The 25,819-nt window shown below is 71.8% G+C and carries 22 protein-coding genes; 13 read left to right on the top strand and 9 right to left on the bottom strand.

Annotation, left to right across the window (positions count from 1 at the left end):
- Positions 1–625 precede the first annotated feature (625 nt).
- Both ACWD68_RS27220 and ACWD68_RS27225 read left to right on the top strand, forming a co-directional pair.
- Entirely contained in the window at positions 626–1,615 is a 990-nt protein-coding gene (locus ACWD68_RS27220) for a malate dehydrogenase (protein WP_451809093.1), read from the top strand.
- Between the two features lie 306 nt (positions 1,616–1,921).
- Positions 1,922–2,938 (top strand): hypothetical protein, encoded by a 1,017-nt coding sequence (locus tag ACWD68_RS27225; protein ID WP_451809094.1) that lies wholly within the window; start codon positions 1,922–1,924, stop codon positions 2,936–2,938.
- Here the strand turns inward: ACWD68_RS27225 and ACWD68_RS27230 are convergent.
- The gene (locus tag ACWD68_RS27230; protein ID WP_451809095.1) at positions 2,935–3,852 is read right to left on the bottom strand and encodes a GNAT family N-acetyltransferase; all 918 of its coding nucleotides are present in this window, start codon (positions 3,850–3,852) and stop codon (positions 2,935–2,937) included. The genes ACWD68_RS27225 and ACWD68_RS27230 overlap by 4 nt on opposite strands.
- Positions 3,853–4,064: 212 nt before the next feature.
- Between ACWD68_RS27230 and ACWD68_RS27235 the strand changes: the two genes are divergently transcribed.
- The 5 genes from ACWD68_RS27235 (at position 4,065) to ACWD68_RS27255 (ending at position 11,508) form a co-directional block, all read left to right on the top strand.
- Positions 4,065–5,576 (top strand): aldehyde dehydrogenase family protein, encoded by a 1,512-nt coding sequence (locus ACWD68_RS27235; RefSeq protein WP_451809096.1) that lies wholly within the window; start codon positions 4,065–4,067, stop codon positions 5,574–5,576.
- A 194-nt stretch (positions 5,577–5,770) separates the two neighbouring features.
- A complete protein-coding gene (locus tag ACWD68_RS27240) occupies positions 5,771–7,300 on the top strand; it encodes a GMC family oxidoreductase (RefSeq protein WP_451809097.1) in 1,530 nt (509 codons plus the stop codon).
- Complete coding sequence (locus ACWD68_RS27245) at positions 7,300–8,607, top strand: quaternary amine ABC transporter ATP-binding protein (protein WP_451809098.1); 1,308 nt, start codon at positions 7,300–7,302, stop codon at positions 8,605–8,607. Before ACWD68_RS27240 ends, ACWD68_RS27245 begins: the two co-directional genes overlap by 1 nt.
- Positions 8,607–10,547 carry an ABC transporter permease gene (locus ACWD68_RS27250; protein WP_451809099.1) on the top strand — a complete coding sequence of 647 codons (1,941 nt, stop codon included), beginning with the start codon at positions 8,607–8,609 and terminating at the stop codon, positions 10,545–10,547. Before ACWD68_RS27245 ends, ACWD68_RS27250 begins: the two co-directional genes overlap by 1 nt.
- Before the next feature lies 1 nt (position 10,548).
- Positions 10,549–11,508 carry an ABC transporter substrate-binding protein gene (locus tag ACWD68_RS27255; protein ID WP_451809100.1) on the top strand — a complete coding sequence of 320 codons (960 nt, stop codon included), beginning with the start codon at positions 10,549–10,551 and terminating at the stop codon, positions 11,506–11,508.
- A gap of 58 nt (positions 11,509–11,566) precedes the next feature.
- Here the strand turns inward: ACWD68_RS27255 and ACWD68_RS27260 are convergent, their stop codons facing one another.
- Entirely contained in the window at positions 11,567–12,280 is a 714-nt protein-coding gene (locus ACWD68_RS27260; protein ID WP_451809101.1) for an isocitrate lyase/PEP mutase family protein, read from the bottom strand.
- A gap of 34 nt (positions 12,281–12,314) precedes the next feature.
- Positions 12,315–12,869: a carboxymuconolactone decarboxylase family protein gene (locus ACWD68_RS27265; protein ID WP_451809155.1), complete on the bottom strand. Its 555-nt coding sequence runs from the start codon at positions 12,867–12,869 to the stop codon at positions 12,315–12,317.
- A 62-nt stretch (positions 12,870–12,931) separates the two neighbouring features.
- On the opposite strand from ACWD68_RS27265, the gene pdxR reads away from it, so the two are divergent.
- Positions 12,932–14,323: a MocR-like pyridoxine biosynthesis transcription factor PdxR gene (gene pdxR, locus ACWD68_RS27270; RefSeq protein ID WP_451809102.1), complete on the top strand. Its 1,392-nt coding sequence runs from the start codon at positions 12,932–12,934 to the stop codon at positions 14,321–14,323.
- Between the two features lie 308 nt (positions 14,324–14,631).
- Here pdxR and ACWD68_RS27275 read toward each other — a convergent pair whose 3' ends face one another.
- Positions 14,632–15,513 (bottom strand): DMT family transporter, encoded by an 882-nt coding sequence (locus tag ACWD68_RS27275; protein WP_451809156.1) that lies wholly within the window; start codon positions 15,511–15,513, stop codon positions 14,632–14,634.
- Positions 15,514–15,644: 131 nt separating this feature from the next.
- Between ACWD68_RS27275 and ACWD68_RS27280 the strand changes: the two genes are divergently transcribed.
- Both ACWD68_RS27280 and ACWD68_RS27285 read left to right on the top strand, forming a co-directional pair.
- Positions 15,645–15,977 carry a hypothetical protein gene (locus tag ACWD68_RS27280; protein WP_451809103.1) on the top strand — a complete coding sequence of 111 codons (333 nt, stop codon included), beginning with the start codon at positions 15,645–15,647 and terminating at the stop codon, positions 15,975–15,977.
- 144 nt (positions 15,978–16,121) lie between these two features.
- A complete protein-coding gene (locus ACWD68_RS27285; RefSeq protein WP_451809104.1) occupies positions 16,122–17,306 on the top strand; it encodes a glutathionylspermidine synthase family protein in 1,185 nt (394 codons plus the stop codon).
- 29 nt (positions 17,307–17,335) lie between these two features.
- On the opposite strand, the gene rocD is transcribed toward ACWD68_RS27285, so the two are convergent.
- On the bottom strand, positions 17,336–18,550 hold the full coding sequence (gene rocD, locus ACWD68_RS27290) for an ornithine--oxo-acid transaminase (protein ID WP_451809157.1): 1,215 nt from the start codon (positions 18,548–18,550) through the stop codon (positions 17,336–17,338).
- Positions 18,551–18,955: 405 nt separating this feature from the next.
- Here rocD and ACWD68_RS27295 point away from each other — a divergent pair, with 405 nt between their 5' ends.
- A complete protein-coding gene (locus ACWD68_RS27295) occupies positions 18,956–20,401 on the top strand; it encodes a glycine hydroxymethyltransferase (RefSeq protein ID WP_451809105.1) in 1,446 nt (481 codons plus the stop codon).
- Between the two features lie 65 nt (positions 20,402–20,466).
- Here the strand turns inward: ACWD68_RS27295 and ACWD68_RS27300 are convergent, their stop codons facing one another.
- The 3 genes from ACWD68_RS27300 to ACWD68_RS27310 all read right to left on the bottom strand — a co-directional run bounded on the left by ACWD68_RS27300 (position 20,467) and on the right by ACWD68_RS27310 (position 22,984).
- Positions 20,467–21,126 (bottom strand): hypothetical protein, encoded by a 660-nt coding sequence (locus tag ACWD68_RS27300; RefSeq protein ID WP_451809106.1) that lies wholly within the window; start codon positions 21,124–21,126, stop codon positions 20,467–20,469.
- A gap of 390 nt (positions 21,127–21,516) precedes the next feature.
- On the bottom strand, positions 21,517–22,422 hold the full coding sequence (locus ACWD68_RS27305; protein ID WP_451809107.1) for a hypothetical protein: 906 nt from the start codon (positions 22,420–22,422) through the stop codon (positions 21,517–21,519).
- Positions 22,415–22,984: an RNA polymerase sigma factor gene (locus ACWD68_RS27310; protein WP_451809108.1), complete on the bottom strand. Its 570-nt coding sequence runs from the start codon at positions 22,982–22,984 to the stop codon at positions 22,415–22,417. Before ACWD68_RS27310 ends, ACWD68_RS27305 begins: the two co-directional genes overlap by 8 nt.
- Before the next feature lie 145 nt (positions 22,985–23,129).
- Between ACWD68_RS27310 and trpS the strand changes: the two genes are divergently transcribed.
- Both trpS and ACWD68_RS27320 read left to right on the top strand, forming a co-directional pair.
- Positions 23,130–24,143, top strand: coding sequence for a tryptophan--tRNA ligase (gene trpS / locus ACWD68_RS27315; protein ID WP_451809109.1), 1,014 nt, complete (start codon positions 23,130–23,132; stop codon positions 24,141–24,143).
- Between the two features lie 229 nt (positions 24,144–24,372).
- Positions 24,373–24,954: a 2'-5' RNA ligase family protein gene (locus tag ACWD68_RS27320; RefSeq protein ID WP_451809110.1), complete on the top strand. Its 582-nt coding sequence runs from the start codon at positions 24,373–24,375 to the stop codon at positions 24,952–24,954.
- Positions 24,955–25,013: 59 nt separating this feature from the next.
- Here ACWD68_RS27320 and ACWD68_RS27325 read toward each other — a convergent pair whose 3' ends face one another.
- Positions 25,014–25,769: a decaprenylphospho-beta-D-erythro-pentofuranosid-2-ulose 2-reductase gene (locus ACWD68_RS27325; RefSeq protein WP_451809111.1), complete on the bottom strand. Its 756-nt coding sequence runs from the start codon at positions 25,767–25,769 to the stop codon at positions 25,014–25,016.
- Between the last annotated feature and the right edge of the window lie 50 nt (positions 25,770–25,819).

A 25,819-nucleotide genomic window follows, 5' to 3' on the forward strand; every position in this document is an offset into this window, starting at 1 on the left:
CGCTGGATCAGACGTGGGTCCAGGAGGGAACCGCTGCTCGATCCGGACGTAAGCGACGGACATCAGGGATGTACCGGCACGGCCCCTCCCGTGCGCGGACGGCTGCGGGTGATTCGTGGCTTGGGCGCGGCCCCCGGCACGCTTTTCACTGCGGGTGCAAGATCCAGCCCCTCCGGCGTTTGAGGAGCGGGGTCCGGGGCGGAGCCCCAGGTACGGGACGGGTAGGGGCGGAGGGGGCGAGAAAAGGTTGTTGGGTTCCCCCTCGAAAATCCTCTGGATGGGGGGATTGAGTTCGCGAGGAGGGGGCGGGCGCTGCGTACCCCCACGGGATTCGGTGCTGTCGGGGACGGAGAGATCCCTCCCGCAGCCCCTGGTACCCCCTTTGGCGGTCGCCGAGCTCACCCTCTCCCGGGCCCGGCGGCCGCCTACTTGGGGGATCTGTGGGGTGGGCCACACGGACCCGGACGTCCGGGGTCCCGGATGCGCGATAGCCTGACGGCGGATCTCTCTTGACGCCGAGAGATCGATCATCGGAACCTTTGATCGATCATTGCGGTGGTTGCAGGGGACGATCCTGCACCCGGGGCAGGGACGCCCCACCGCCAGCTGTCATACGGAGAACGCCATGACCCGCACTCCCGTGAACGTCACCGTCACCGGCGCTGCCGGCCAGATCGGTTACGCCCTGCTCTTCCGCATCGCCTCCGGCCAGTTGCTCGGCGCGGACGTGCCGGTCAAGCTGCGCCTCCTGGAGATCACGCCGGCGCTGAAGGCCGCCGAGGGCACCGCCATGGAGCTCGACGACTGCGCCTTCCCGCTCCTTCAGGGCATCGACATCACGGACGACCCGAACGTCGCCTTCGACGGCACCAACGTCGGTCTGCTCGTCGGTGCCCGCCCCCGTACCAAGGGCATGGAGCGCGGCGACCTCCTCGAGGCCAACGGCGGCATCTTCAAGCCGCAGGGCAAGGCCATCAACGACAACGCCGCGGACGACGTCAAGATCCTGGTCGTCGGCAACCCGGCGAACACCAACGCGCTGATCGCCCAGGCCGCCGCCCCGGACGTACCCGCCGAGCGCTTCACCGCGATGACCCGTCTGGACCACAACCGCGCGCTGACCCAGCTCGCGAAGAAGACGGGCACCACGGTCGCCGACATCAAGCGTCTGACCATCTGGGGCAACCACTCCGCCACCCAGTACCCCGACATCTTCCACGCGTCGGTCGCCGGCAAGAACGCCGCCGAGGTCGTCAACGACGAGAAGTGGCTCGCCGAGGAGTTCATCCCGACCGTCGCCAAGCGCGGTGCGGCGATCATCGAGGCCCGTGGCGCGTCTTCGGCCGCCTCGGCCGCCAACGCCGCCATCGACCACGTGTACACGTGGGTCAACGGCACGGCGGACGGCGACTGGACCTCCATGGGTATCCCGTCGGACGGTTCGTACGGTGTGCCGGAGGGCCTGATCTCCTCCTTCCCCGTCACCACGAAGGACGGCCGGTACGAGATCGTCCAGGGCCTGGACATCAACGAGTTCTCCCGCACCCGCATCGAGGCCTCCGTGAAGGAGCTCGAGGAGGAGCGCGAGGCGGTTCGCGGTCTCGGCCTGATCTGATCCGATCGGATCTGACGGGTCCGGCTCGGGTGAGCCGGGTCCGTCGCGGTACGCGCGATGCCCGGGCGGTGAACACCGCCCGGGCATCGCTGTGTTCCGGGTCCGGCGGGGTCGGTGAGGCGTACGGAAAGTACGTATCGAACGTATGTGCTTTGTCGTCATAAAGAGGGGTGCCGCAGGTGGAATCCTCACTATCGTCGTTACGTACGGTCCGCCGGGGGGCAAGGGCGCGGCAGGGGTTCGGCGACGAGAGCGTCCAGGATCGGTGCCGCCGGGTGCGGCCGACGGGGAGCGGGGGGTGACGGGATGGCGCAGAGATGGGACGCGGACCGTCGGCAATGGGTGGACGACGGTACGGGACGGCCCGAGGCCGGTGGAGTCCAGGACGGTGCCGATGCCGGCGGGGTGCCGCCCGACGGGGAGCAGCAGTGGTGGGCGGCTGCCACGCAGGCGGGTTCGCTGCGGCCTGATCAATATCCGCCCGCGGTCCCCGTGGCACCGCAGCCGATGCCTCAGCAGCCGCCGCAGCAACAATGGCAGCAGCAGCAGTCCCAGTCCTGGTCGCAGCCGCAGGTGCCCCCGCAGCCCCAGCCCTGGCCCGGGGGTGGCGCGGCGCCCGGGGGCGGCCGGCCGCAGCGGGCCGGTGACTCGCGGCGGCTGCTTCTGGTGATCGTGGCCGTGGCCGTTCTGGCGGGCGGGGTGGGCGGCGGGCTGTGGGCGCTGACCAGGGACGACCCGGCGGGGCACCCGGACGCGGGCCCGACCGGTCCCGCGGTGACCGTCACGGCGACGCAGCCCGGGGCGACTCCGGACACCCTGAACAGCTCCGGCAGCGAGGGCGCCTATGCCGACCCGGCCGAGACCACCGCTCCGGCGCCGTCGCCCGGTTACAGCCGGGCGGTCGATCCGCTCGGCTACGCCGTGGACGTGCCGGACGGCTGGGCGCGCGACGAGACGCAGGGCAAGCTGGCGCCCGTCGTCACCTACACGGCCCCCGGCGGCGACCGTCGGCTCATGGTGTTCGAGGTCAAGGAGATCTCCGTGACGGAGTCCTCCGCCCAGGCCCAGGCGATCGCGGAGGGGTTCAAGGGGTACCAGTACCTCGACCGGCGGACCGGCGCCGACTGGACGGAGTTCAGCTACCGCTACGACAGCAAGCAATTCGGAGCCACCCAGACCGTCGACCACCGCTTCCAGGCCGCCGACGGCACTCCGTACGCCGTCGTCGCGAGCGGTCCGACGGGCACGGACCTGACCGAGCAGCTCACGACGGCCGTGAACTCCTTCTGCCCGACCGGGTACGCCTGCACGAGCGGCACCTAGCGTCCGGACGGCTCCTCGGCCCCGTCGCCGGGCAGCCGCTTCTCGAACCAGTGCGCCGCGTACACGTTGTCGTCGTACCGCGGGATCTCCGTGTATCCGCACGCCCGGTACATCGCCCGGGCCTCGGTGAGCACGGCGTGCGTGTCGAGCCGTACGACCGTGAAGTCCCGCTCGGCGGCCTGCTGTTCGAGGCCGTCGAGGACGCGGCGTCCGAGGCCGAGCCGGCGGGCGCCGGGGTGCACCCACACATGGCGGATCTCGCCCGCTCGGGGAGCGAGCCGGCGCAGCGCGCCGCAGCCCACGGGGCGGTCCTCCTCGTAGGCGACGAGGAAGGCGCCCGCGTCGCCCGACACCTCGTCGGGCCGGACTAGGGTGCCGGGGTCGAAGCCCTCGGGGAACCGTTCGTCGATGTCGGCGGCGTACGCGGCGAGACAGGCGCGGGCGTCGGGGGAGGCGCCGTCGACGGTCCGGACGGTGATGGCGGCGAGCCGGAGCAGACGGTGTGCCGTGTCGAGGGCCGCGGTCAGTTCCGCGCGCTGGGGAGCGGCGAGGCCGCCGAGCAGACCCTCGGCCAGCCCGTCGGCCAGTCGGTTCTGCTCCCTGACCTCGACCTGGCCGGCGGCCGTGAGCTCCGCGACGCGCAGTCTGCTGTCGCCGGGATGAACGCTCACCCGGACGAGGCCCTGCTTCTCCAGGGCCCGCACCATCCGGCTCAAGTACCCGGCGTCCAGGCCGAGTCTGGCCCGGAGTTCCCGCAGGGAGGCTCCCGCGCCACCGATCTCGAACAGCAGCCGGGCCTCGCCGAGGGGGCGGTCCTGGCCGAGGTAGTGGTCGTCGAGAACGCCGATGCGCCGGGTGAAGTAGCGGTTGAACCGCCGCAGCGCCGTCACCTGGTCCGCTGACACTGGCTCCATATTCCTTTGACTTTAGTCAAAGGAAACAGGGCTGTCCATCGGTGTCCATCGACCGGTCTGTTCGTGTTTCGGGGGATTTTTCAGTGACTCGGCGCACTTTTGGTGACGGATTGTGCATGCATCCGGGGCCTGGGGGCAGGTGCTCACGGCTCCCGGGAGTGACACACGCCTGACACAGGGGCGTCGAACAGGAACGGAAGGCAACACCGATCATGGCTGGACACCAGGCAGAACAGACCATCCACGTGGGCGGCGAGTGGCGCGCGGCACTCTCCGGCGCGACGCGCGAGATCCTCGACCCCGCCGATGCCGAGCCGTTCGCCGTGGTCGCGGAGGGTGACGAGAAGGACACGGACCTCGCGGTCGCGGCCGCCCGTCGCGCCTTCGACGAGGGCCCCTGGCCGCACACCCCCGTCGCCGACCGCGCCGCTCTGCTGCGCCGCGTCGCCGACCTCCTCGTCCGCGACCGCGAGGAACTCGGCCTGCTGGAGAGCCGGGACGCGGGCAAGACCCTGGAAGAGGGGCGCGTCGACATCGACTGTGTCGCCGACGCCTTCCGCTACTTCGCCGACCTCGTGGTGGGGGAGGGCGGTGGGCGCGTGGTGGACGCCGGGTCGTCCGACATCCACAGCGTCGTCGTGCACGAGCCCGTCGGCGTGTGCGCGCTCATCACGCCCTGGAACTATCCGCTCCTCCAGGCCAGTTGGAAGATCGCTCCCGCGCTCGCCGCCGGCAACACCTTCGTGGTCAAGCCGAGCGAGATCACCCCGCTGACCACCGTCGCGCTGCTCGGTCTGCTGGCCGAGGCCGGACTGCCCGCCGGTGTCGCGGGCCTCGTCACGGGCCCCGGGCACACCGTCGGCGCCCGCCTCGCCGAACACCCCGACGTCGACCTCGTCTCCTTCACCGGCGGCCTCACCAGCGGTACGAAGGTGGCACGCGCAGCCGCCGACACGGTCAAGAAGGTCGCGCTCGAACTCGGCGGCAAGAACCCCAACGTCGTCTTCGCCGACGCCTGCGCCACCGAGGAAGGCTTCGACACCGCCGTCGACCAGGCCCTCAACGCCGCCTTCATCCACAGCGGCCAGGTGTGCTCGGCCGGTTCGCGGCTCATCGTCGAGGGGTCCGTGCGCGAGCGCTTCGTCGCCGAACTCGCCCGCAGGGCCGCCGCCATCCGGCTCGGCCGCGGAACCGAGGACGGCGTCGAGTGCGGCCCGCTCGTCTCCGAGCAGCAGCGTGCGAAGACCGAGGAGTACGTCGCCTCCGCGCTGGCCGAGGGTGCGGTGCTGCGCGCCGGCGGCAAGCGGCCCGAGCCGTCCGGTGTCCGCCCCGCCACCGGGTACTTCTACGAGCCGACCGTCCTCGACCAGTGCCACCGCGGCATGCGTGTCGTCCGTGAGGAGGTCTTCGGGCCCGTCCTGACCGTGGAGACGTTCTCCACCGAGGACGAGGCCGTCGCCCTCGCCAACGACACCGAGTACGGCCTCGCGGGCGCCGTCTGGACCGCCGACGCCGGCCGCGCCCGCCGCGTCGCGGGCCGGCTGCGCCACGGCACCGTCTGGATCAACGACTTCCACCCCTACCTCCCGCAGGCGGAGTGGGGCGGCTTCGGCCGGAGCGGCGTCGGACGCGAACTCGGCCCGGCCGGGCTCGCCGAGTACCGCGAGACCAAGCACGTCTACCAGAACCTCGCGCCGAAGCCCGTGCGCTGGTTCGCCGGCTGAGACCGGCGGTCCGGCCCCTCCCCGGCCCGCGGGTCAACGGTCTTGCACCGGCCGCCGGTTCGCCGCTCCGCCGGGGGTGACGACCTGAGCCGCCGCCCGGTGCGGACCCGTACCCCGCCTTCCTCTCCGTCCCCCTCCCCATCGCCCTGTTCCTCCAACCCCCCATCGCACAAGGCACCTTGGAGTACCACTTCATGTCCCAGCACGAGAACACGTACGACTACGTCGTCATCGGCGGCGGCACGGCGGGCTCCGTGATCGCATCCCGCCTCACCGAGAACCCCGACGTCACCGTCGCCGTCATCGAAGGCGGCCCCAGTGACGTCGACCGCGACGACGTCCTCACCCTGCGCCGCTGGATGGGCCTGCTCGGCGGGGAACTCGACTACGACTACCCGACCACCGAGCAGCCGCGCGGCAACTCGCACATCCGGCACAGCCGCGCCCGGGTGCTCGGCGGCTGCTCGTCGCACAACACGCTGATCGCGTTCAAGCCGCTGCCGTCCGACTGGGACGAGTGGGAGGCGGCCGGTGCCAAGGGCTGGGGCGCGGTGCCGATGGAGGCGTACTACGCGCGGCTCCTCAACAACATCGTCCCGGTCGACGAGAAGGACCGGAACGCCATCGCCAGGGACTTCGTGGACGCCGCGCGGAGCGCGCTCGACGTGCCGCGCGTCGAGGGCTTCAACCGGCAGCCGTTCACCGAGGGCGTCGGCTTCTTCGACCTCGCGTACCACCCGGAGAACAACAAGCGGTCGAGCGCCTCGGTGGCGTACCTGCACCCCGTGATGGACGAACGCCCCAACCTGACCCTCCTGTTGGAGACCTGGGCGTACAAGCTGGAACTCGACGGGACCCGGGTCACCGGAGTCCACGTCCGCACGAAGGACGGCGACGAGGTCCTCGTGAGCGCGAAGAACGAGGTCCTGCTCTGCGCGGGCGCCGTCGACTCGCCGCGCCTGCTGCTGCACTCCGGCATCGGACCCGCCGGTGACCTGGAGGAGCTGGACATTCCCGTCGTGCACGATCTGCCGGGCGTCGGGGAGAACCTGCTCGACCACCCCGAGTCCGTGATCGTCTGGGAGACGAACGGGCCGATCCCGGAGAACTCCGCGATGGACTCCGACGCGGGTCTGTTCGTGCGCCGCGACCCCGAACACCAGGGCCCCGACCTGATGTTCCACTTCTACCAGATCCCCTTCACGGACAACCCGGAGCGTCTCGGCTACGAACGCCCCGCGCACGGCGTCTCGATGACCCCCAACATCCCCAAGCCCCGCAGCCGCGGCCGTCTCTACCTGACCAGCGCCGACCCGGCCGTCAAACCCGCCCTCGACTTCCGGTACTTCACGGACGAGGACGACTACGACGGCCGTACCCTCGTCGACGGCATCAAGATCGCCCGCGAGATAGCCGAGGCCGAACCGCTCGCCGGCTGGCTCAAGCGCGAGGTGTGCCCCGGTCCCGGTGTCACGGACGACGAGGCACTCAGCGCGTACGCCCGGCAGGTCGCGCACACCGTGTACCACCCGGCGGGCACCTGCCGGATGGGCGAGCTCTCGGACGAACTCGCGGTGGTGGACCCCGAACTGCGCGTGCGCGGCCTCGACGGCATCCGCATCGCCGACGCCTCCGTCTTCCCGACCATGCCCGCCGTGAACCCGATGATCGGGGTGCTCATGGTCGGCGAGAAAGCCGCTGAACTGATCGGGGGTGGTGCGTGATGAGTACGACCACCAACGGCAACGACATGTCCGCCGCGGACGACAGCACGACGGCCGCGACGGCCGCCACGGCCGACGGCACGGCGACCGACGTCCGTACGGCTGCTGCCGGTACGGCAACCACCGCACCCGGCAAGGGAACCGAGCCCGGCCAAGGGACCGAGTCCGGCAAGGAAACCGAGCCCGGCGAGGCGAGCGTGCCCGTCTTCTCCGTGCGCAATCTGTGGAAGGTCTTCGGTCCGAAGGCCGACCGGGTCCCCGGCGACCCGGAACTCGCCGCGCTCGACGCCGCCGAACTCCGCGCCGCCACCGGCTGCACCGCCGCCGTCCGCGACGTCAGCTTCGACGTGCGCAAGGGCGAGGTCTTCGTCGTCATGGGCCTGTCCGGCTCCGGCAAGTCCACGCTGGTGCGCTGTCTCACCCGGCTGATCGAGCCCACCTCGGGCCGCCTCGCGATCGACGGCGAGGACGTCATCGCGATGGACAAGGTCCGGCTGCGCGAACTGCGCCGCCACCGCGCCGCCATGGTCTTCCAGCACTTCGGTCTGCTGCCGCACCGCTCGGTGCTCGACAACGTCGCCTACGGCCTGGAGATCCAGGGCGTCTCGCGTGAGGAACGCCGGACGAAGGCCGCCGAGGTCGTCGCCAAGGTCGGCCTGGAAGGCATGGAGCAGCGCAGGCCCGGACAGCTGTCCGGCGGTCAGCAGCAGCGGGTCGGGCTGGCCCGCGCGCTCGCCGTCGACCCCGAAGTCCTGCTCTTCGACGAGCCGTTCAGCGCGCTCGACCCGATGATCCGGCGCGACATGCAGGAGGAGGTCGTGCGGCTGCACCGGGAGGAGGGCCGCACGATGGTCTTCATCACCCACGACCTGACCGAGGCACTGCGCCTCGGCGACCGTATCGCCCTGATGCGCGACGGCCGGATCGTCCAGCTCGGCACCCCGGAGGAGATCGTCGGCTCCCCGGCCGACGCCTACGTCCGCGAGTTCGTCCGCGACGTGCCCCGCGAGCAGGTCATGACGGTCCGCACGGCCATGCGGGCCGGGGACTGCGGCGGACCGGACCACCCGGGCGCGCTCGCCCCCGACACCGTCGTCGCCGACGCCATCAAGGCCGTCTCCTTCAGCGGGCGCGCCGCCTGCGTGGTCCAGGACGGCCGCTGCCTCGGCGTCGTCGACCACGAGCGGCTGCTCGCCGTTGTCGCCGGTTCAGATCTGCGCGCCGGTTCGGATCTGCGCGCCGGCTCGGACACGCGTGGCGACTCGGACCCACACGCCGGTGCGGGCCCGCGGAAGGAGGCGGTGTGATGGCCGCAGTCACCGCATCCGTTCCCCGCACGGTCCTTCCCGGTCGCCTCCGGCACCCGGCCGTCGGCAAGCTCCTGCTGCTCGCCGTCGTCGCGGCGGTGCTCGTGCCCCTCGCCAACGCCCGCTGGGCCGACGGCAGCTGGCCGCACGCGCTGACCGTCGACCTGACCGAGCCGCTCGGCAGAGCCAGCGACTGGATCATCGACAACCGCGACAGCCACCCACTCTTCCTGTACTTCTTCGGCTACGTCAGCAACGCCGTCGTCCTCTCCGTCCGCGGCGTCTATCTACTGCTGCTCGCGGCGGGCTGGGCCGGAGTGACCGCCGTGGCCGCACTCGTCGCCTGGCGCGCGGCAGGCGTGCGCCTCGCCCTCGGCACCGGCGCCGCGTTCCTCGCCTGCGGACTGCTCGGTATGTGGGTCCCCACCATGCAGACCCTCGCGGTCATGGTGGTGGCCGTTCTCGCCTCCGTCGCGCTGGGCGCGCTGCTCGGCCTCGCTGCGGGGCTCTCCGACCGCACCCACCGCGCACTGCGCCCCGTCCTCGACACCATGCAGGTGCTTCCGGCGTTCGCGTATCTGCTGCCGGTCGTGCTGGTCTTCGGCATCGGCGTCCCCGCGGCCGTGCTCGCCACCGTCGTCTACGCCGCCCCTCCGATGGCCCGTCTCACCGCGCTCGGCCTGCGCGACGCGGACGAGGGCGTGATGGAGGCCGTCGCCTCCCTCGGCGCCACGGCCCGCCAGCGCCTGTTCACCGCCCGCCTTCCGCTGGCCCGCAAGGAACTCCTTCTCGGCCTCAACCAGACGATCATGATGGCCCTGTCCATGGCCGTCATCGCCTCCGTGATCGGCGCCGGCGGTCTCGGCGACCGCGTCTACCAGGCCCTCGCCTCCGTCGACGTGGGCGCCGCACTCGCCGCGGGCATCCCGATCGTGCTCCTCGCGGTCGTCCTCGACCGCGTCACGGGCGCGGCGGGCGAACGCCTCGGCGAGACCCGTACGAGCACCCCCTGGCTCCACGCGGCGGTCGCCGCCGTGGCCGTCGCGGTCGCCGGACGCCTCGCGGGCCGGCTGGACTGGCCCGACGCCTGGGTGGTGAACATCGCCGGGCCGGTGAACAGCGCCGTCGACTGGATGACGAGCCACCTCTACTCCGGCGTCCCCTACATCGGCGGCACCGCCGACTGGGCGGGCCACTTCACCACCTGGGTCCTCGACCCGCTCCGGGATGGCCTGCAGTGGCTGCCCTGGTGGTCGGTCCTGCTGATCGTCGCCGCACTGGCCTGGCTGATCGGCACCTGGCGCACCGCGCTCACCGCCGTTCTCGCGATGGCCGCGATCGGCGTGCTGGGCGTGTGGAAGCCGTCCCTCGACACACTCTCCCAGGTGCTCGCGGCGGTCGCCGTGACCCTCGTCCTCGGCTTCGCCATCGGGATCGCGGCCGCCCGCAGCGAACGCTTCGAGCGGCTGCTCCGGCCCGTTCTCGACGTGTTCCAGACCATGCCGCAGTTCGTGTACCTCATCCCCGTGGTCGCGCTGTTCGGCGTCGGCCGCGCACCCGCCGTCGCCGCCGCGGTCGTCTACGCGCTGCCCGCCGTCGTCCGCATCACCACCCAGGGGCTGCGCGGCGTCGACCCGGCCGCCATGGAGGCCGCTCGCTCCCTCGGCGCGACCCCCGGGCAGCAGCTGCGCCAGGTCCAGCTCCCGCTGGCCCGCCCGGCGCTGCAACTCGCCGTCAACCAGGGCGTCGTCCTGGTCCTCGCCGTCGTCATCATCGGCGGTCTGGTCGGCGGTGGCGCGCTCGGTTACGACGTCGTGTTCGGCCTCGCTCAGGGCGATCTGGCCACCGGTCTGGTGGCGGGCGCCGCGATCGTCTGCCTCGGCCTGATGCTCGACCGGGTGACCCAGCCGACCGAACGCCGCCCGAAGAAGGGAGCCTGACATGCGACTTCGTACGACATCCGCGGTGGCCGGCGCGTCGGCCCTGCTGCTGCTCACCGGCTGCGGCGCCGCCGACATGACCAAGCAGGCCTCGCCCTTCGCGAACGCCCAGGGCGCCAGGACGGTGACCCTGTCCGTGCAGTCCTGGGTCGGCGCCCAGGCCAACGTGGGCGTGGCGCAGTACCTGCTCGAACACGAGCTGGGCTACCGCGTCGACACCGTCCAGGTCGACGAGGTGCCCGCCTGGGACGCGCTCAGCCAGGGCCGCGTCGACGCGATCCTGGAGGACTGGGGACACCCCGACCAGGAGAAGCGCTACGTCGAGGGCAAGAAGACGATCGCGCCCGGCGGAGATCTGGGAGTGACCGGGCACATCGGCTGGTACGTCCCGACGTACTTCGCGAAGCAGCACCCCGACGTCACGGACTGGAAGAACCTCGACAAGTACGCCGACCGGATGCGCACACCCGAGAGCGGCGGCAAGGGCCAACTCCTCGACGGCTCCCCGTCGTACGTCACCAACGACAAGGCCCTGGTGGACAACCTGAAGCTGAACTACCAGGTGGTGTTCGCCGGTTCGGAAGCCGCGCAGATCACGCAGATGAAGCAGTTCGCGAAGGAGAGGAAGCCCTTCCTCACGTACTGGTACTCCCCGCAGTGGCTCTTCGAGAAGGTCCCCATGACCGAGGTGAAGCTGCCCGCCTACAAGGAGGGCTGCGACGCCGACGCGGCGAAGGTCGCCTGCGCCTACCCGCACACCCCGTTGCAGAAGTACCTCAACGCCGACTTCGCGAAGACCGGCGGGAAGGCCGCCGCCTTCCTGAAGAAGTTCAAGTGGACGACCGAGGACCAGAACGAGGTCTCCTTGATGATCGCCAACGACAAGCTGACGGCTCAGGAGGCGGCGAAGAAGTGGGTCGACCGCCACGAGTCGACCTGGCGGGCGTGGCTGCCGTCGTAGCCGACGTAGCGGGGCGGTGGGGCGGGTGCCGGAAACAGCGGCATCCGCCCCGCGCCCCCTACCTCAGCTTCGCCGCGATGTCTCCCAGCGCCGCGGCCGCCCGGCGCTGCAGCCCGGGTCCGAACGTGACCCGCGTGGCCCCGAGTTCACCCAGTTCGCCGGCCGGCATCCCATCGAGCCCGGCGAACACGTTCAGCGGCCCGCGGATGCCGGACCGCAGCAGGGGAAGCACGTCGGTCGGTGCCCCGATCGGATACACGCAGTCCGCCCCCGCGGCGACGTAGAGCGCGGCCCGCTCGATGACCCGACCGGGGTCTCCGTCACCGTGCACGAAGACATCGACACGGGCGTTGACGAAGAGCAGGTCCGCCGCCGCGCTCCGCACCTCGGCCAGCCAATCGGCGTGCCGGGCCGCGTCCTTGAGGACACCGCCCTCGGAGTCCTCGAGGTTGCAGCCGACGGCGCCCGCCTCCAGCAACCGCTCCACCAGCTCCTGGGGCGCCAGCCCGTAGCCGTCCTCGACATCCGCCGACACCGGTACGTCGACCGCCCGTACGATCCGCGCGACGGCGGCGAACATCTCGTCGGCCGGCGTCTCCCCGTCCGCGTACCCGAGCGAGGCGGCGACCCCGGCACTCGGCGTGGCGAGCGCGGGGAATCCCGCGTCCGCCAACACCCGGGCGCTCGCGGCGTCCCAGGGTCCGGGCAGCACCAGCGGATCGCCCGGCACGCGCCCGTGGTGCAGCGCCCGGAAGGTCTCGGCCCTGGTCACCACCGCGTACTCCCCTCCGGGGCGCGCCGGGCCGTCACTTGTGCTGGCCCGCCTGGTAGTGGCCGGGCACCATCCGGCAGGTCACACCGAACCGGTTCCAGGCGTTGATCACCGTGATCGAGGCGATCAGCTGGGCGAGGTCGGCCTCCTCGAAGTGCCGGGCCGCGCGCTCGTACACCTCGTCCGGCACGAACCCTTCGGTGAGCACGGTGACGGCCTCGGTCAGCTCGATCGCCGCGATCTCCTTCTCCGTGTAGAAGTGCCGCGACTCCTCCCACGCGCCGAGCTGCACGATCCGCTCCACGCTCTCACCCGCCGCGAGCGCGTCCTTGGTGTGCATGTCGAGGCAGAACGCGCAGTGGTTGAGCTGTGAGGCGCGGATCTTCACCAGCTCCAGGAGCACGGGATCCACCCCGCGCCGGGCCGCCGCGTCGAGCCGGACCATCGCCTTGTAGACGTCGGGGGCGAGCTTGGCCCAGTGCAGTCGGGGGGCGTGCTCGGGCGCGTACCGCGCGGTCCCGCCGTCGGTCGTGGAGGTCGTGGAAGTCGTGGGGGTCGTGGTGGCCGTCGTGGTGTTCTGCGTGGTCATGTCCTGCGTCGTCATGAGATCGACCTTACGAGGGGAGTAGCCCAGGAGTATGGTCCATTTGTATGGCGAAAACATGGGCCACTCTGGGCGTCGACCTTCATGTCGAGCCGACCGGGTCCGGCGTCCGAAAAGGGCTGACGGAGGCGCTGCGCGAGGCGGTCCGCAGCGGCCGGCTGGCCCCCGGCACCCGTCTGCCGTCCTCCCGCTCGCTCGCCACCGACCTGGGCATCGCCCGCAACACGGTCGCCGACGCTTACGCCGACCTCGTCGCCGAGGGCTGGCTCACCGCCCGCCAGGGCTCGGGCACCCGGGTCGCCGAGCGGACCGTCGTAGGACCGGCGCCGGAGGCCGCGCCGCGCCACCGCGAACAGGGCCTTCCGGCCTACGACCTCGTCCCCGGCCGCCCCGACCTCGCGTCCTTCCCGCGCGCCGCCTGGCTCAAGGCGGCCCGCCGCGCCCTGACCGGCGCACCGCACGACGCCCTCGGCTACGGCGATCCCCGCGGCCGCCCCGAACTGCGCACCGCCCTCGCGGGCTATCTCTCCCGGGCCCGGGGCGTACGCGCCGACCCGGACCGCATCGTGATCTGCTCCGGCTTCTCGGACGGCCTGACGCTGCTCGGCGCGGTCCTGCGGCAGCGGGGTCTGCGCTCGCTCGCCGTGGAGTCGTACGGCCTGGACGTGCACTGGAATCTGCTGCACCGATCGGGCCTGCGCACGACCCCCCTGCCGTTCGACGAACTCGGCACCGACACACGCCACATGTCAGGTGTACGAGCCGTCCTGCTCACCCCCGCCCACCAGTTCCCGATGGGCGTGCCACTGCACCCCGACCGCCGGGCCGCCGTCGTCGGCTGGGCCCGCCGCACCGGGGGGCTCGTCCTGGAGGACGACTACGACGGCGAGTTCCGCTACGACCGGCAGCCCGTCGGCGCGCTGCAGGGACTGGACCCCGACCACGTGGTCTACCTGGGCACCGCGAGCAAGTCCCTGGCGCCCGCGCTGCGCCTGGGCTGGCTGGTCCTGCCGCCGTCCCTCGTGGACGAGGTCGTCTCGCTGAAGGGCGAGGGCGGTTGGTCCACCGGCGCGCTGGACCAGCTCACCCTGGCGGAGTTCATCACCTCGGGCGCCTACGACCGCCACGTCCGCGCCGGCCGCCTGCGCTACCGGCGCCGCCGGGACGCTCTCGTCGCCGCGCTCGCGGTCCGCGCCCCCGCCGTGCACGCCACCGGCATCGCCGCCGGGCTGCACGCCGTGCTGCGGCTCCCGCCGGGCACCGAGCAGTCGGTCGTCCAGGCCGCCGTCTGGCAGGGCCTCGCGGTCCACGGCCTCGCCCGCCACCGACACCCCGACGCCTCCGCCCCGCCCCAGGACGCCCTCGTCGTCGGCTACGGCACACCGCCGGACCACGCGTGGTCCGGCGCGCTGGACGCGCTGTGCCGAGCGCTTCCCTGAACCGGGGGACCTGACCTCGACAAGGGGTCCCGCGGATGACCGGGCCTCGGCTCCCTCGGCTCCCTCGAGTCCCCGGAGTCCCGAATCCCCGAGTCCCCGAGTCCCAAGTCCCCCGAGTCCCCTGAGTCCCCGAGTCCCAAGTCCCCCGAGTCCCCTGAGCCCCTGAGTCCCCGAGTCCCAAGTCCCCCGAGTCCCCGAGCCCTCGGCTCCGTCGAGTCCTCGGTGAGCACGATCGGCTCCCCGGCCTCCCCGATCCTGAGATTGCGCTCCGTTCGGTCCACCATCGGGAGGGCAACCGCGCGGCGCTCTCACGCCTCCGGCGCTTCCTCCGACGCCTCCGCCTCCGCCTCCCGTTCCTCCGACGTCTCCGGCGCCTCGCCGAACCGCGCCAGTGCCAGGGCCCCCGCCACGGCCACCGCGAAACCGAGAACCGCCAGCCAGGTCAGCCCCTCCCGGGTACGGTCGCCCAGCCAGACCACCCCCACCAGCGCGGGCCCGATGGTCTCCCCGATGACCAGCCCCGCGGTGGCCGTCGTCACCGAACCTCGCTGCAGAGCCGTGGTGAGCAGCAGGAACGCCGCCCCGCCACCGATCAGCAGCGCGTACGTCGCCGGATTGGACAGCAGCGTCCCCGGATCGAGGTCCTCGATCAGCCGCACGGCCACCTCGACCACGCCGAAGCCGAACCCGGCCCCGAGTCCCAGCGCGAGCGCTCGCCCCCGGTCGGGCAGCCGCCCACCGAGGAGCCCCAGCACCAGAACGGCCACGGACGTCCCCAGCACCGCGTACTTCAACGCCAGGGACCCCGTCCGGTCCCCCTCCGCCCCGGACGCCAGCCCGAGCATCGCGAGCCCGGCGCACACTACCGCCACCGCGCCCCACTCGACCCGGCTCAGCCGCACATGGAGCAGCCGCGAGGCCACCACCGCGGTCACGGCCAGGCTCGCGGCGAGGGCCGCGCCGACGGCGTAGATGGGAAGCGACCGCAGCGCGGCGATCTGCAGCAGGAACCCGACCCCGTCGAGGCCCAGTCCCGCCAGATACCGCCACTGCCGCAGCGCCCGCAGCAGCAGTGCCGCCGCGCCGACGGCCCCGCCGCCCTTCCCGTCTTCGCCCACCGCCCGCGCGGCCATCGCCTGCAGAACCGTCGCCGTACCGAAACAGACCGAGGCGCCAAGGGCGCAGATCATTCCAAAGAGCACGAAGCGACTGTAGGGGACGGTGCTTCCCGGGGGGCTGCCGCAGACGGGCCGTACGCGATCTCTAATCTGTTCCTCTTCAACCAAAACATGATCTGCACAGAACAAACGGGGGAACGGACATGGCAGACGTACGACGCCAACTGCGCTCGGGCACGGTCGTCCTGGGCGGCATGGGCCTCCTCGCGGCGGCGCTCACCGCCTGCTCCTCGGACCCCGACAAGCGCTGCGTCGACCGCGACAGCTACAACCTCGGCAAGGGCTACAAGGTCGTCGCCGACGAGAACTGCAAGTCCACCAACACCTCGTCCCACGGCACCTGGTACTACGGCGGCAACAAGAAGAGCGGCTGGATCGACAGCGGCTCCTTCACCAAACCCGGTGGCTCCGGCGGTTCGGGCGGCGGCGTGCACCGCGGCGGCTTCGGCGGCGGCAAGGGCGGCTCCGGGGGCTGATCGGCGGGCGTGTCGCCCCACCGCCCAACAGGCCCGCACGCGGCGTGTCCGACGCGTAAGCAACGCGCGCGGGCCCGCACGCGGCGCGTCCGGCGTGTACGCAACGCGCCCGCCCCACCCGCCGAACAGAGAACCGACGCACCCATGGAACGCCGCACCATCGCCCCCCGCCCCGGCTGGCAGCAGACCGTCGAGGAGCAGGGACTCGTCTACCCGCTCACCCGCCACCCCGACGACTCCCTGCGCCCCTACTGGGACGAGAGCGCCTACTACGCCCTCTCCCTCCCCGAGGTGGAGGCGCTGGAGGAGGTCGTCGAGGAACTGCACGGCATGTGCCTCGCGGCGGCCGGCCACATCGTCGAGCGAGGACGCTTCGCCGACCTCGGCATCGACGATCCGCGGGTCGCGGCGGCCGTCGCCGAAGCCTGGCACCGGCGCGCCGAACTCCCGTCCGTCTACGGCCGTTTCGACCTCCGCTACGACGGCACGGGTCCGGCGAAACTCCTCGAGTACAACGCCGACACGCCGACCTCGCTGGTCGAGGCCGCGAGCCCCCAGTGGTTCTGGATGGAGGACCGCTTCCCCGGCGCCGACCAGTGGAACTCCCTGCACGAACGCCTCGTGGCCGCCTGGAAGAAGCAGGGTGCCCTCCTTCCGCCGGGCAGCCCCCTCTACTTCGCGCACTCCGCCGCCGACGAGCTGGGCGAGGACCTGATGACGGTCGCCTACCTGAAGGAGACCGCGGAACAAGCCGGCCTCGCCACCGACTGGATCTCCATGGAGGAGATCGGCTGGGACCCCCTCTCCGGGCGCTTCGTCGACAACCGGCTCGGCTTCATCCGCAGCTGCTTCAAGCTCTACCCCTGGGAGTGGCTCACCTCCGACCACTTCGCCGGCCATGTCCTGGACACCCTCGACAACGGCGGCGGCACCGGCACGACCCTGTGGATCGAGCCCGCCTGGAAGATGCTCCTCTCCAACAAGGCCCTCCTCGCCATCCTCTGGGAGCTCTACCCGGACCACCCGAACCTCCTCCCGGCCTATCTCGACGGCCCCCGCGAGCTGGCCCGGACGAACGGGTACGTCGCCAAGCCCCTGCTCGGCCGCGAGGGCGCCGGTGTGACGATCCACGAACCCGGCGCCGCCCCCGTCGAACGCGAAGAGGCCTGCTGCTACCAGGAGCTGGCACCGCTCCCGTCCTTCGACGGCAACCGTGTCGTCCTCGGAGCCTGGGTCGTCGAGGACGAGTCGGCGGGCCTCGGCATCCGGGAGTCGGCCGGCCCGATCACGGACGAGTACGCCCGCTTCCTGCCCCACGTGATCCTCTAGCGGCCCGCCCCGGGCGACGGGCGCCGTCCCTACGCCCCCAGCACGGTCCGCAGCTGGGCGAGTCCCCAGTCCAGGTCCTCCTTGCTGATGATCAGGGGCGGGGCGATCCGGACGGTGACGCCGTGGGTGTCCTTGACGAGGACACCCCGGTCCATCAGCTTCTCGGAGATCTCCCGGCCCGTGCCGTACTCCGGGGCGATGTCGACGCCCGCCCACAGACCGCGCCCGCGCACCGCGGTGACATGACCCGAGTCCTTCAGCACCCCCAGCTCATGGTGCAGATGCTCACCGAGCTCGGCGGCCCACCGCTGGTGCTCGCCCGACCTCAGCATCGCGATCACCTCCAGCGCCACCGCGCAGGCCAGCGGATTCCCCCCGAACGTCGACCCGTGCTCCCCGGGCCGGAACACCCCCAGCACCTCCGCGCTCGACACCACCGCAGACACGGGCACCACCCCGCCGCCGAGCGCCTTCCCGAGGACGTACATGTCCGGCACCACGCCTTCGTGCTCGCACGCGAACGTCCGGCCGGTCCGCCCCAGCCCCGACTGGATCTCGTCCGCGACGAACAGCACATCGCGCTCCCGTGTCAGCTCCCGCACGGCCGGCAGATAGCCGGCCGGCGGCACGAGCACGCCCGCCTCTCCCTGGATCGGTTCGAGCAGCACGGCCACGGTGTTCTCCGTGACCGCCCCCCGCAGCGCCGTCAGGTCCCCGTACGGCACGATCTCGAACCCCGGTGTGTACGGGCCGAAGTCCGCCCGCGCCTCCGGGTCCGTCGAGAAGCTGATGACCGTCGTCGTGCGCCCGTGGAAGTTGTTGCCCGCGACCACGATCTTCGCCATCTCCGCGGGGACGCCCTTGACCCGGTAGCCCCACTTCCGGGCCGTCTTCACCGCCGTCTCCACCGCCTCCGCGCCGGTGTTCATCGGCAGCACCATCTCCATGCCGCACAGCGACGCCAGCTCCCGGCAGAAGTCCGCGAACCGGTCGTGATGGAACGCCCGCGACGTCAACGTCACCCGGTCCATCTGGGCCTTCGCCGCCTCGATCAGCCGCCGGTTGCCATGGCCGAAATTCAGGGCCGAGTATCCGGCCAGCATGTCGAGGAAGCGGCGTCCCTCGACGTCCGTCATCCAGGCCCCGTCCGCCGTCGCCACGACGACCGGCAACGGGTGGTAGTTGTGCGCGCTGTGCGCGTCGGCCGAGGCGATGAAGGCCTCCGTCGTCTCCTTGGCATCCATGGCGGTCACGGGATCTCCGTTCTCTGACGAGCGGCGCGGGGGAGCGGCACGGTCCTCCCCGGCACGCCGCACGGCGCGTTCTCCCCGGGCGCGGGCACGTGATGCCCGCTCGGGGACGGGCTTGTGGCCTATTTCCTATCGTCGCTCGCATGGTGGACCGGGGACCCCGGCGATCCGGCGCGCCCGGTAGGCTGACCGGCGGGGCCGTGACTGGCGCGCTGGGATGGGACCGACCATCGGGGAGCGGCACCCACGCTGTGACTTCCCGGGGGCCACCCCGGACCTCGGAACGGAGAATCAGGCCGTCCTGAGGGACCCGGAGTGTCCGGGCGAGGAGTCGTGGCAACCGAGTGCCGTGCGCCTGGGCCGACCCGTGAACGCTGAACGCCACGTCCGGAGGCCGTCATGCCAGAGCCCCTTTCCACCGAGTCCACCGCCTTCCGCAGCGCCCTCGACGTGATCCGGGCCGTGGAGCCCCGCGTCGCCGACGCCATCGGCCAGGAAGTCGCCGACCAGCGCGACATGCTCAAACTGATCGCTTCCGAGAACTACGCCTCCCCGGCCACCCTCCTGGCCATGGGCAACTGGTTCAGCGACAAGTACGCCGAGGGCACCATCGGCCGCCGCTTCTACGCCGGCTGTCGCAACGTGGACACCGTCGAGGCCCTCGCCTCCGAGCACGCCCGCGAACTGTTCGGCGCCGAGCACGCCTACGTCCAGCCGCACTCCGGCATCGACGCCAACCTCGTCGCCTTCTGGGCCGTCCTGGCCGCCCGCGTCGAGGCCCCGGCACTCGCCAAGGCCGGCGTCCGCAACGTGAACGACCTCTCCGAGGCAGACTGGGCCGAACTGCGCCAGGCCTTCGGCAACCAGCGCATGCTCGGCATGTCCCTGGACGCCGGCGGCCACCTCACCCACGGCTTCCGCCCGAACATCTCAGGAAAGATGTTCGACCAGCGCTCCTACGGCACCGACTCCGCCACTGGCCTCATCGACTACGAGGCCCTGCGCACCTCCGCCCGCGAGTTCAAGCCGCTGATCATCGTCGCCGGCTACTCCGCCTACCCCCGCCTGGTGAACTTCCGCATCATGCGGGAGATCGCCGACGAGGTCGGCGCCACCCTGATGGTCGACATGGCCCACTTCGCCGGCCTGGTCGCGGGCAAGGTCCTCACCGGTGACTTCGACCCGGTCCCGCACGCCCAGATCGTCACCACCACCACGCACAAGTCGCTCCGCGGCCCGCGCGGCGGCATGGTCCTGTGCGACGAGACCCTCGCCGAGCAGGTCGACCGCGGCTGCCCGATGGTGCTCGGTGGCCCCCTTCCCCACGTCATGGCCGCCAAGGCTGTCGCGCTAGCCGAGGCCCGCCGCCCCGAGTTCCGCGACTACGCCCAGGCCGTCGTCGACAACTCCCGCGCCCTCGCCGAAGGCCTGATGCGCCGCGGCGCGACCCTGGTCACCGGCGGCACCGACAACCACCTCAACCTCATCGACGTCGGCTCCTCCTACGGCCTGACCGGCCGTCAGGCGGAGTCCGCCCTGCTCGACTCGGGCATCGTCACCAACCGCAACGCCATCCCGGCCGACCCCAACGGCGCGTGGTACACATCCGGCATCCGCATCGGCACCCCCGCTCTGACCACCCGTGGTCTCGGCGTGACCGAGATGGACGAGATCGCCGGTCTGATCGACCGTGTCCTCACCGCGACCGAGGCCGGCACCACCGCCAAGGGCGCCCCTTCCAAGGCCCAGCACGTCCTGGACGCGAAGATCTCCGACGAGATCTCCCACCGGGCCACCGACCTGCTCACCGGTTTCCCGCTCTACCCGGAGATCGACCTCGGCTGACGCACCGGACCGGGGACCGGCCGACCCGGTCCCGGACCGGCCCGAGGCACTCGGCCGTCCGGTCCCTACAAGTCGATCAGCTCCTGTCGTGGCTCCCGCGGCGGCCCTGCGTCCTCACGCCGGGCCGCCGCGCGGCGTATGAACCACGGAACGCCGACGCCGAGAGCCAGGCCCACCGCGAGTCCGGGCAGCACCCACCGCGCCCGCTCCACCGCGTCCGGCTCCGCAACGGCAGCCACCGCCGCGGGCCGGGAACCGAACAGCCTCCCCTCCTCCGCCAATTGCCCGAACACCGAGCTCGGCGCCCGATGCCAGCGGATGTCGTCGTCCACCACATCGGGAGAGGGATCCGAACGCACCCACGGCGTACCGTCCGGCGCGAGGAACACCTGGTCCTGGCGCTCGATGGCGACATCGCCGCCGGGCGCCCGACTGGTCTGCGGCCAGCCCCCGACACCGGTCAGCCCCCAGATCACGGTGACCCGCACCTCCGGAAAGCGGCCGTGCGTCCACGCTCCGGGCACCCTCTCGGTCCCCGTGTACCGGGGCGACAGCAGCCGCCACAGCCGTCCGAAGTCCCGCTCCTCGGCGTGCAGCGTGGTCGTCCGCCCCGTGTCACCGGCGATCACCAGGGCCATGTCCGGGCTGTCGCCCTTCCCGAGCCCCCAGGTGCCCGCCGAGGCGGGGGCCCGTGCTGCGCCGAGCGCGGCCAATGCCGTGGACACGAGTAACAGGACCCGCACCCCGTTCCTGATCCGTTCGACCCGGACCCTCATATGTCCCCCTCGTCCGACCGGCACCTCACACGTCCCGCGGCTCCTGTCGAGGCTCCCCCCGATGAGGGCGGCGTATCCGGGCCGGCAGTGCCCCGGCCGCCGCGCCGGGTATCGCCCACCAACCGTCGGTGCCGCCGACAGCGCCACCGCGAGGCCCGCCACCAACGCCCCCACCACCGTGAGCAGTTCACGAACTCTGCGCATGGAACCCCCGCCCGGCCGGTGGATCGACGTGCGGCCCGTCCGCACGTCGTGTGTCACTTCTGGTACACCGCTCGACCGGCCGGGGTTCCCGTCCGGCGTCCGCGAATTCCGAGTCCGGCCCGGCGGCGAGCCCGGCTACTTCACCGACCTGGCGATCTCCAGCGCCCGCTTCTTCGAGGACACTCCCTCCAGCCGGAGCGTCACGTCGCCGTCGTGCGTCCACAGCAGCGTGGGCCCGGCGGTCCGCTCGGAGCGGGTGAAGCGGTCGCCGTCCGCGTCGACGAGCCAGAAGCTCAGCAGGTGCGGCTTCGGGAACCACAGCGCCGGGTCGCCGAACTCCTCGTCGCCGTCCAGCCGCAGCCACTCCGGCGGCTCCCGCACCGTCTTGGTGAAGCCGATGTCCAGCCGCGCCGGATACGCGTCGATCCGGACCGTGTGTCCGTGCTCGCGCCAGCACAGGCTCATCAGCAGCCGTCCTCCCGGCCCGGATGTCACGGTCACCGCGTCCGGCGCGCCGAGGGCATCGGGCACGAGAGGCTCGAACCCGGCCCGCCGCCCGGCCTGCGCCGGCGTCAGCGAGCGCCCGGGGCACCCCGGCACCCGGGCCCCGGCCGAGGGCACCGCCGACGGGTCGTACCGCACCTCGACCCCGCCGAAGCCGAACCAGTCGACGACCGCCGCCCGCACCGGGGGCGTGAGCACGAGGACCGCCAGCACTCCGCACAGGCCCGCGGTGAGCGCGCGTCGGCGGGCCCGCGCCCAGCGGCGCACCGCGCGCAGCCGCTCGCGGGGCCCCGCAGTCCCGGCCGGTGGGACCCGGATCCCCTCCAGCCGCCCGGAAGGCACGGGCGGTACCCCCATCGCGAGTATGTCCTCCAGCACCCGCTCGACCATCGACTCGTCGCCGTCGGCACCCGGACCGTCCAGCGACCGCCCGAGCGCCCGCAGCTCGTCCGGCAGCCGGGAGACGTCCGCACGGGCCGGCCGGGCCCGCTCGCGGCCGGACTCCGCGCCACCTCCGTCCTCGTAGGACTCACTCACGCTCGTCACCCCCTTCCCGGGACTCCCGGGATTCGAAAGCGGGCAGCAGCCGGCCCAGCTTGCGCAGGGCGCGGTTGAGCCGGGACTTCACCGTGCCGCGCGGCCAGCCCAGGGCCTGGGCCGTCTCCGGTTCGTCCATCTCCAGGAGATAGCGGTAGGTGACGACGAGGCGGTGGTCCTCGCTCAGCTGCTCCAGAGCGGCCAGCAGCGCGGCGCGCCGCTCGGACTCCAGCGCCGCGACCGCCGGGTCCGCCGATTCCGGTATCGGCGGCGCCGCCTCCGCCAGCGCGGCCTCCCGGCCGGCCAGCGTCCGCTGACGCACCGCCGTCCGCACTGTGTTCCTCGTCTCATTGGCGACGATCGACAGCAGCCACGGCTTGAAAGCCGAGCCGTCCCGGAATCGCCCCAGGGAGCAGTACGCCTTGATGAAGGCCTGCTGCACCACGTCCTCCGCGTCCGCACCCGCTCCGAGCGCCCTGGCCGCTCTGATCGCGATGCCCGTGTGGGCACGGACCAGCTCCGCGTACGCCTCCGGCTCCCCGGCGCGTACACGTGCGATCACCACGGCCTCGTCTACGACGATGCGGCCCCCCTCCCGCGTCCTCACACTCTTGCTACACCGCCCGCGGCCCATCGGTTCCCACCCGCGGCGCAACTGTTTCCAGCCAGTTCCGGAGCGGGCCCCGGCACCTGAGAGAATGGTGAACATGGCCTCTGACAGTCCTCGCGTGCTCTCCGGAATCCAGCCCACGGCAGGCTCGTTCCACCTCGGCAACTACCTCGGCGCCGTCCGTCAGTGGGTGGCCCTCCAGGAGTCCCACGACGCGTTCTACATGGTCGTCGACCTGCACGCGATCACGATTCCGCAGGACCCCGCGGACCTGCGTGCCAACACCCGGCTCGCCGCCGCGCAGCTGCTCGCCGCCGGCCTCGACCCGGAGCGGTGCACGCTCTTCGTCCAGAGCCATGTCCCCGAGCATGCGCAGCTCGCCTGGATCATGAACTGCCTCACCGGTTTCGGCGAGGCCTCCCGCATGACCCAGTTCAAGGACAAGTCGGCCAAGCAGGGCGCCGACCGCGCGAGCGTCGGCCTCTTCACGTACCCGATCCTCCAGGTCGCGGACATCCTGCTGTACCAGGCCAACGAGGTCCCGGTCGGTGAGGACCAGCGCCAGCACATCGAGCTCACACGCGACCTCGCGGAGCGTTTCAACGGTCGCTTCGGCGAGACGTTCACGATCCCCAAGCCGTACATCCTCAAGGAGACGGCGAAGATCTTCGATCTCCAGGACCCGTCGATCAAGATGAGCAAGTCGGCCTCGACGCCGAAGGGGCTCATCAATCTGCTCGACGAGCCGAAGGCGACCGCCAAGAAGGTCAAGAGCGCGGTCACCGACACGGACACGGTCATCAGGTATGACACGGAGGGGAAACCGGGTATCAGCAATCTGCTGACCATCTACTCGACCCTCACCGGGACCGGAATCGGGGAACTGGAGCAGAAGTACACCGGCAAGGGCTACGGTGCGCTGAAAACGGACCTGGCCGAGGTCATGACCGACTTCGTGACGCCGTTCCGGGAGCGCACCCAGCAGTATCTGGACGACCCGGAGACCCTCGACGCGATCCTGGCCAAGGGCGCCGAGAAGGCCCGTGCCGTCGCCGCGGAGACGCTCTCCCAGGCCTACGACAAGGTCGGATTCCTGCCCGCCAAGCACTGACGGCCGGGGCCGCCACCGTACCCGCGGCCGTCCGGCCGCCCCGAGGTGGCGGCACGGCCCTCTACCACAGCCCCCTCGGCAGTCAGTACGAGACGAGCGCGACACTCGTACGGCAGCCGATTGCGGGCGATACCGCCGTACAGTCGATAGCCGGGCAGGCCGCACAACCGCCCCTGCCCGCGCAGTACCACCGCACAGCCCGGACCATCGAACAACGACAGGAGACGACGTGGGGACCGTAACGATCGGCGTGTCGATCGCGGTCCCGGAGCCTCACGGCAGCCTGCTCCAGGAGCGGCGCGCGGGCTTCGGTGACCCCGCGGCTTCCGGTATCCCCACGCACGTCACCCTGCTGCCGCCGACCGAGGTGGACGACGCGGCGCTGCCCGCGATCGAGGCGCACCTCGTCGAGGTCGCGGCCACCGGACGCCCGTTCCTGATGCGGCTGTCCGGCACCGGCACCTTCCGCCCCCTGTCGCCCGTCGTGTACGTACGGGTGGCCGACGGCGCGGAGGCCTGCACCTGGCTGCAGAAGCAGGTCAGGGACGCCTCAGGACCCGTCGCCCGCGAGCTGCAGTTCCCGTACCACCCGCACGTCACCGTGGCGCACGGCATCGAGGACGAGGCGATGGACCGCGCCTTCGAGGCGCTCTCCGGATACGAGGCCCAGTGGCCCTGCACCGGATTCGCCCTCTACGAGCAGGGCGCCGACGACGTGTGGCGCAAGCTCCGCGAGTTCGCCTTCGGCAGCGCCGTCGTACCCCCGCAGGCGGGCGCCCCCGAGCGGGACACCACACTCCCGGCGCTCTAGGACGACCGGCCCGTACGCCCCGGGCCCCGGCCTCCGTGGTCACGGCCGTCCGCGGAACCTCAGATCGGCAGCCGCCGGAACACCGCTCGCGGCGCGTGCCGCAGCGCCGACATGACCATCCGGAGCGCCCCCGGCACCCACACCGTCTCGGAACGGTGCCTCAGCCCCAGCTCGATCGCCGCGGCCACCGCCTCCGGAGTGGTCGACAGCGGCACCTCCGCCAGATGGGCCGTCATCCGCGTACGGACGAACCCGGGGCGTACGACCATGACGTGCACGCCCGTGCCGTACAGGGCGTCGCCCAGGCCCTGCGCGAAGGCGTCCAGGCCCGCCTTGCTGGAGCCGTAGATGAAGTTCGAGCGGCGGGCGCGTTCGCCCGCGACCGAGGACAGCACCACCAGGGAGCCGTGCCCCTGCGCCTGCAGCGCCCGCGCGCACACCAGGCCGGACGACACCGCGCCCGTGTAGTTCGTCTGCGCGACCCGCACCGCCGCGACCGGCTCCTTCTCGTCCACGGCCTGGTCGCCGAGCACTCCGAAGGCCATCAGCACCATGTCGATGTCGCCCTCGGTGAAGACCTTGCCGAGCACGGCCTCATGGGACTCGGGATCGAGGGCGTCGAAGGCGACGGTACGGGCGTCCGCGCCCAGCGCGCGCAGCTGCTCGGCGGCCTCCTCCAGGGCGGGCGTCGGCCGTCCGGCGAGCCACACCGTACGGGTGCGCCGGGTGATCAGCCGATGCGCGGTGGCCAGCGCGATCTCGGACGTACCGCCGAGGATCAGCAGGGACTGGGGGATACCGAAAGCGTCCTTCATGACAGCTCCTTGAGACGAGGGAACGAAGACGGGCGACCGGGAACGCCGGG

It is taken from the genome of Streptomyces sp. NPDC005141, from assembly GCF_053599975.1.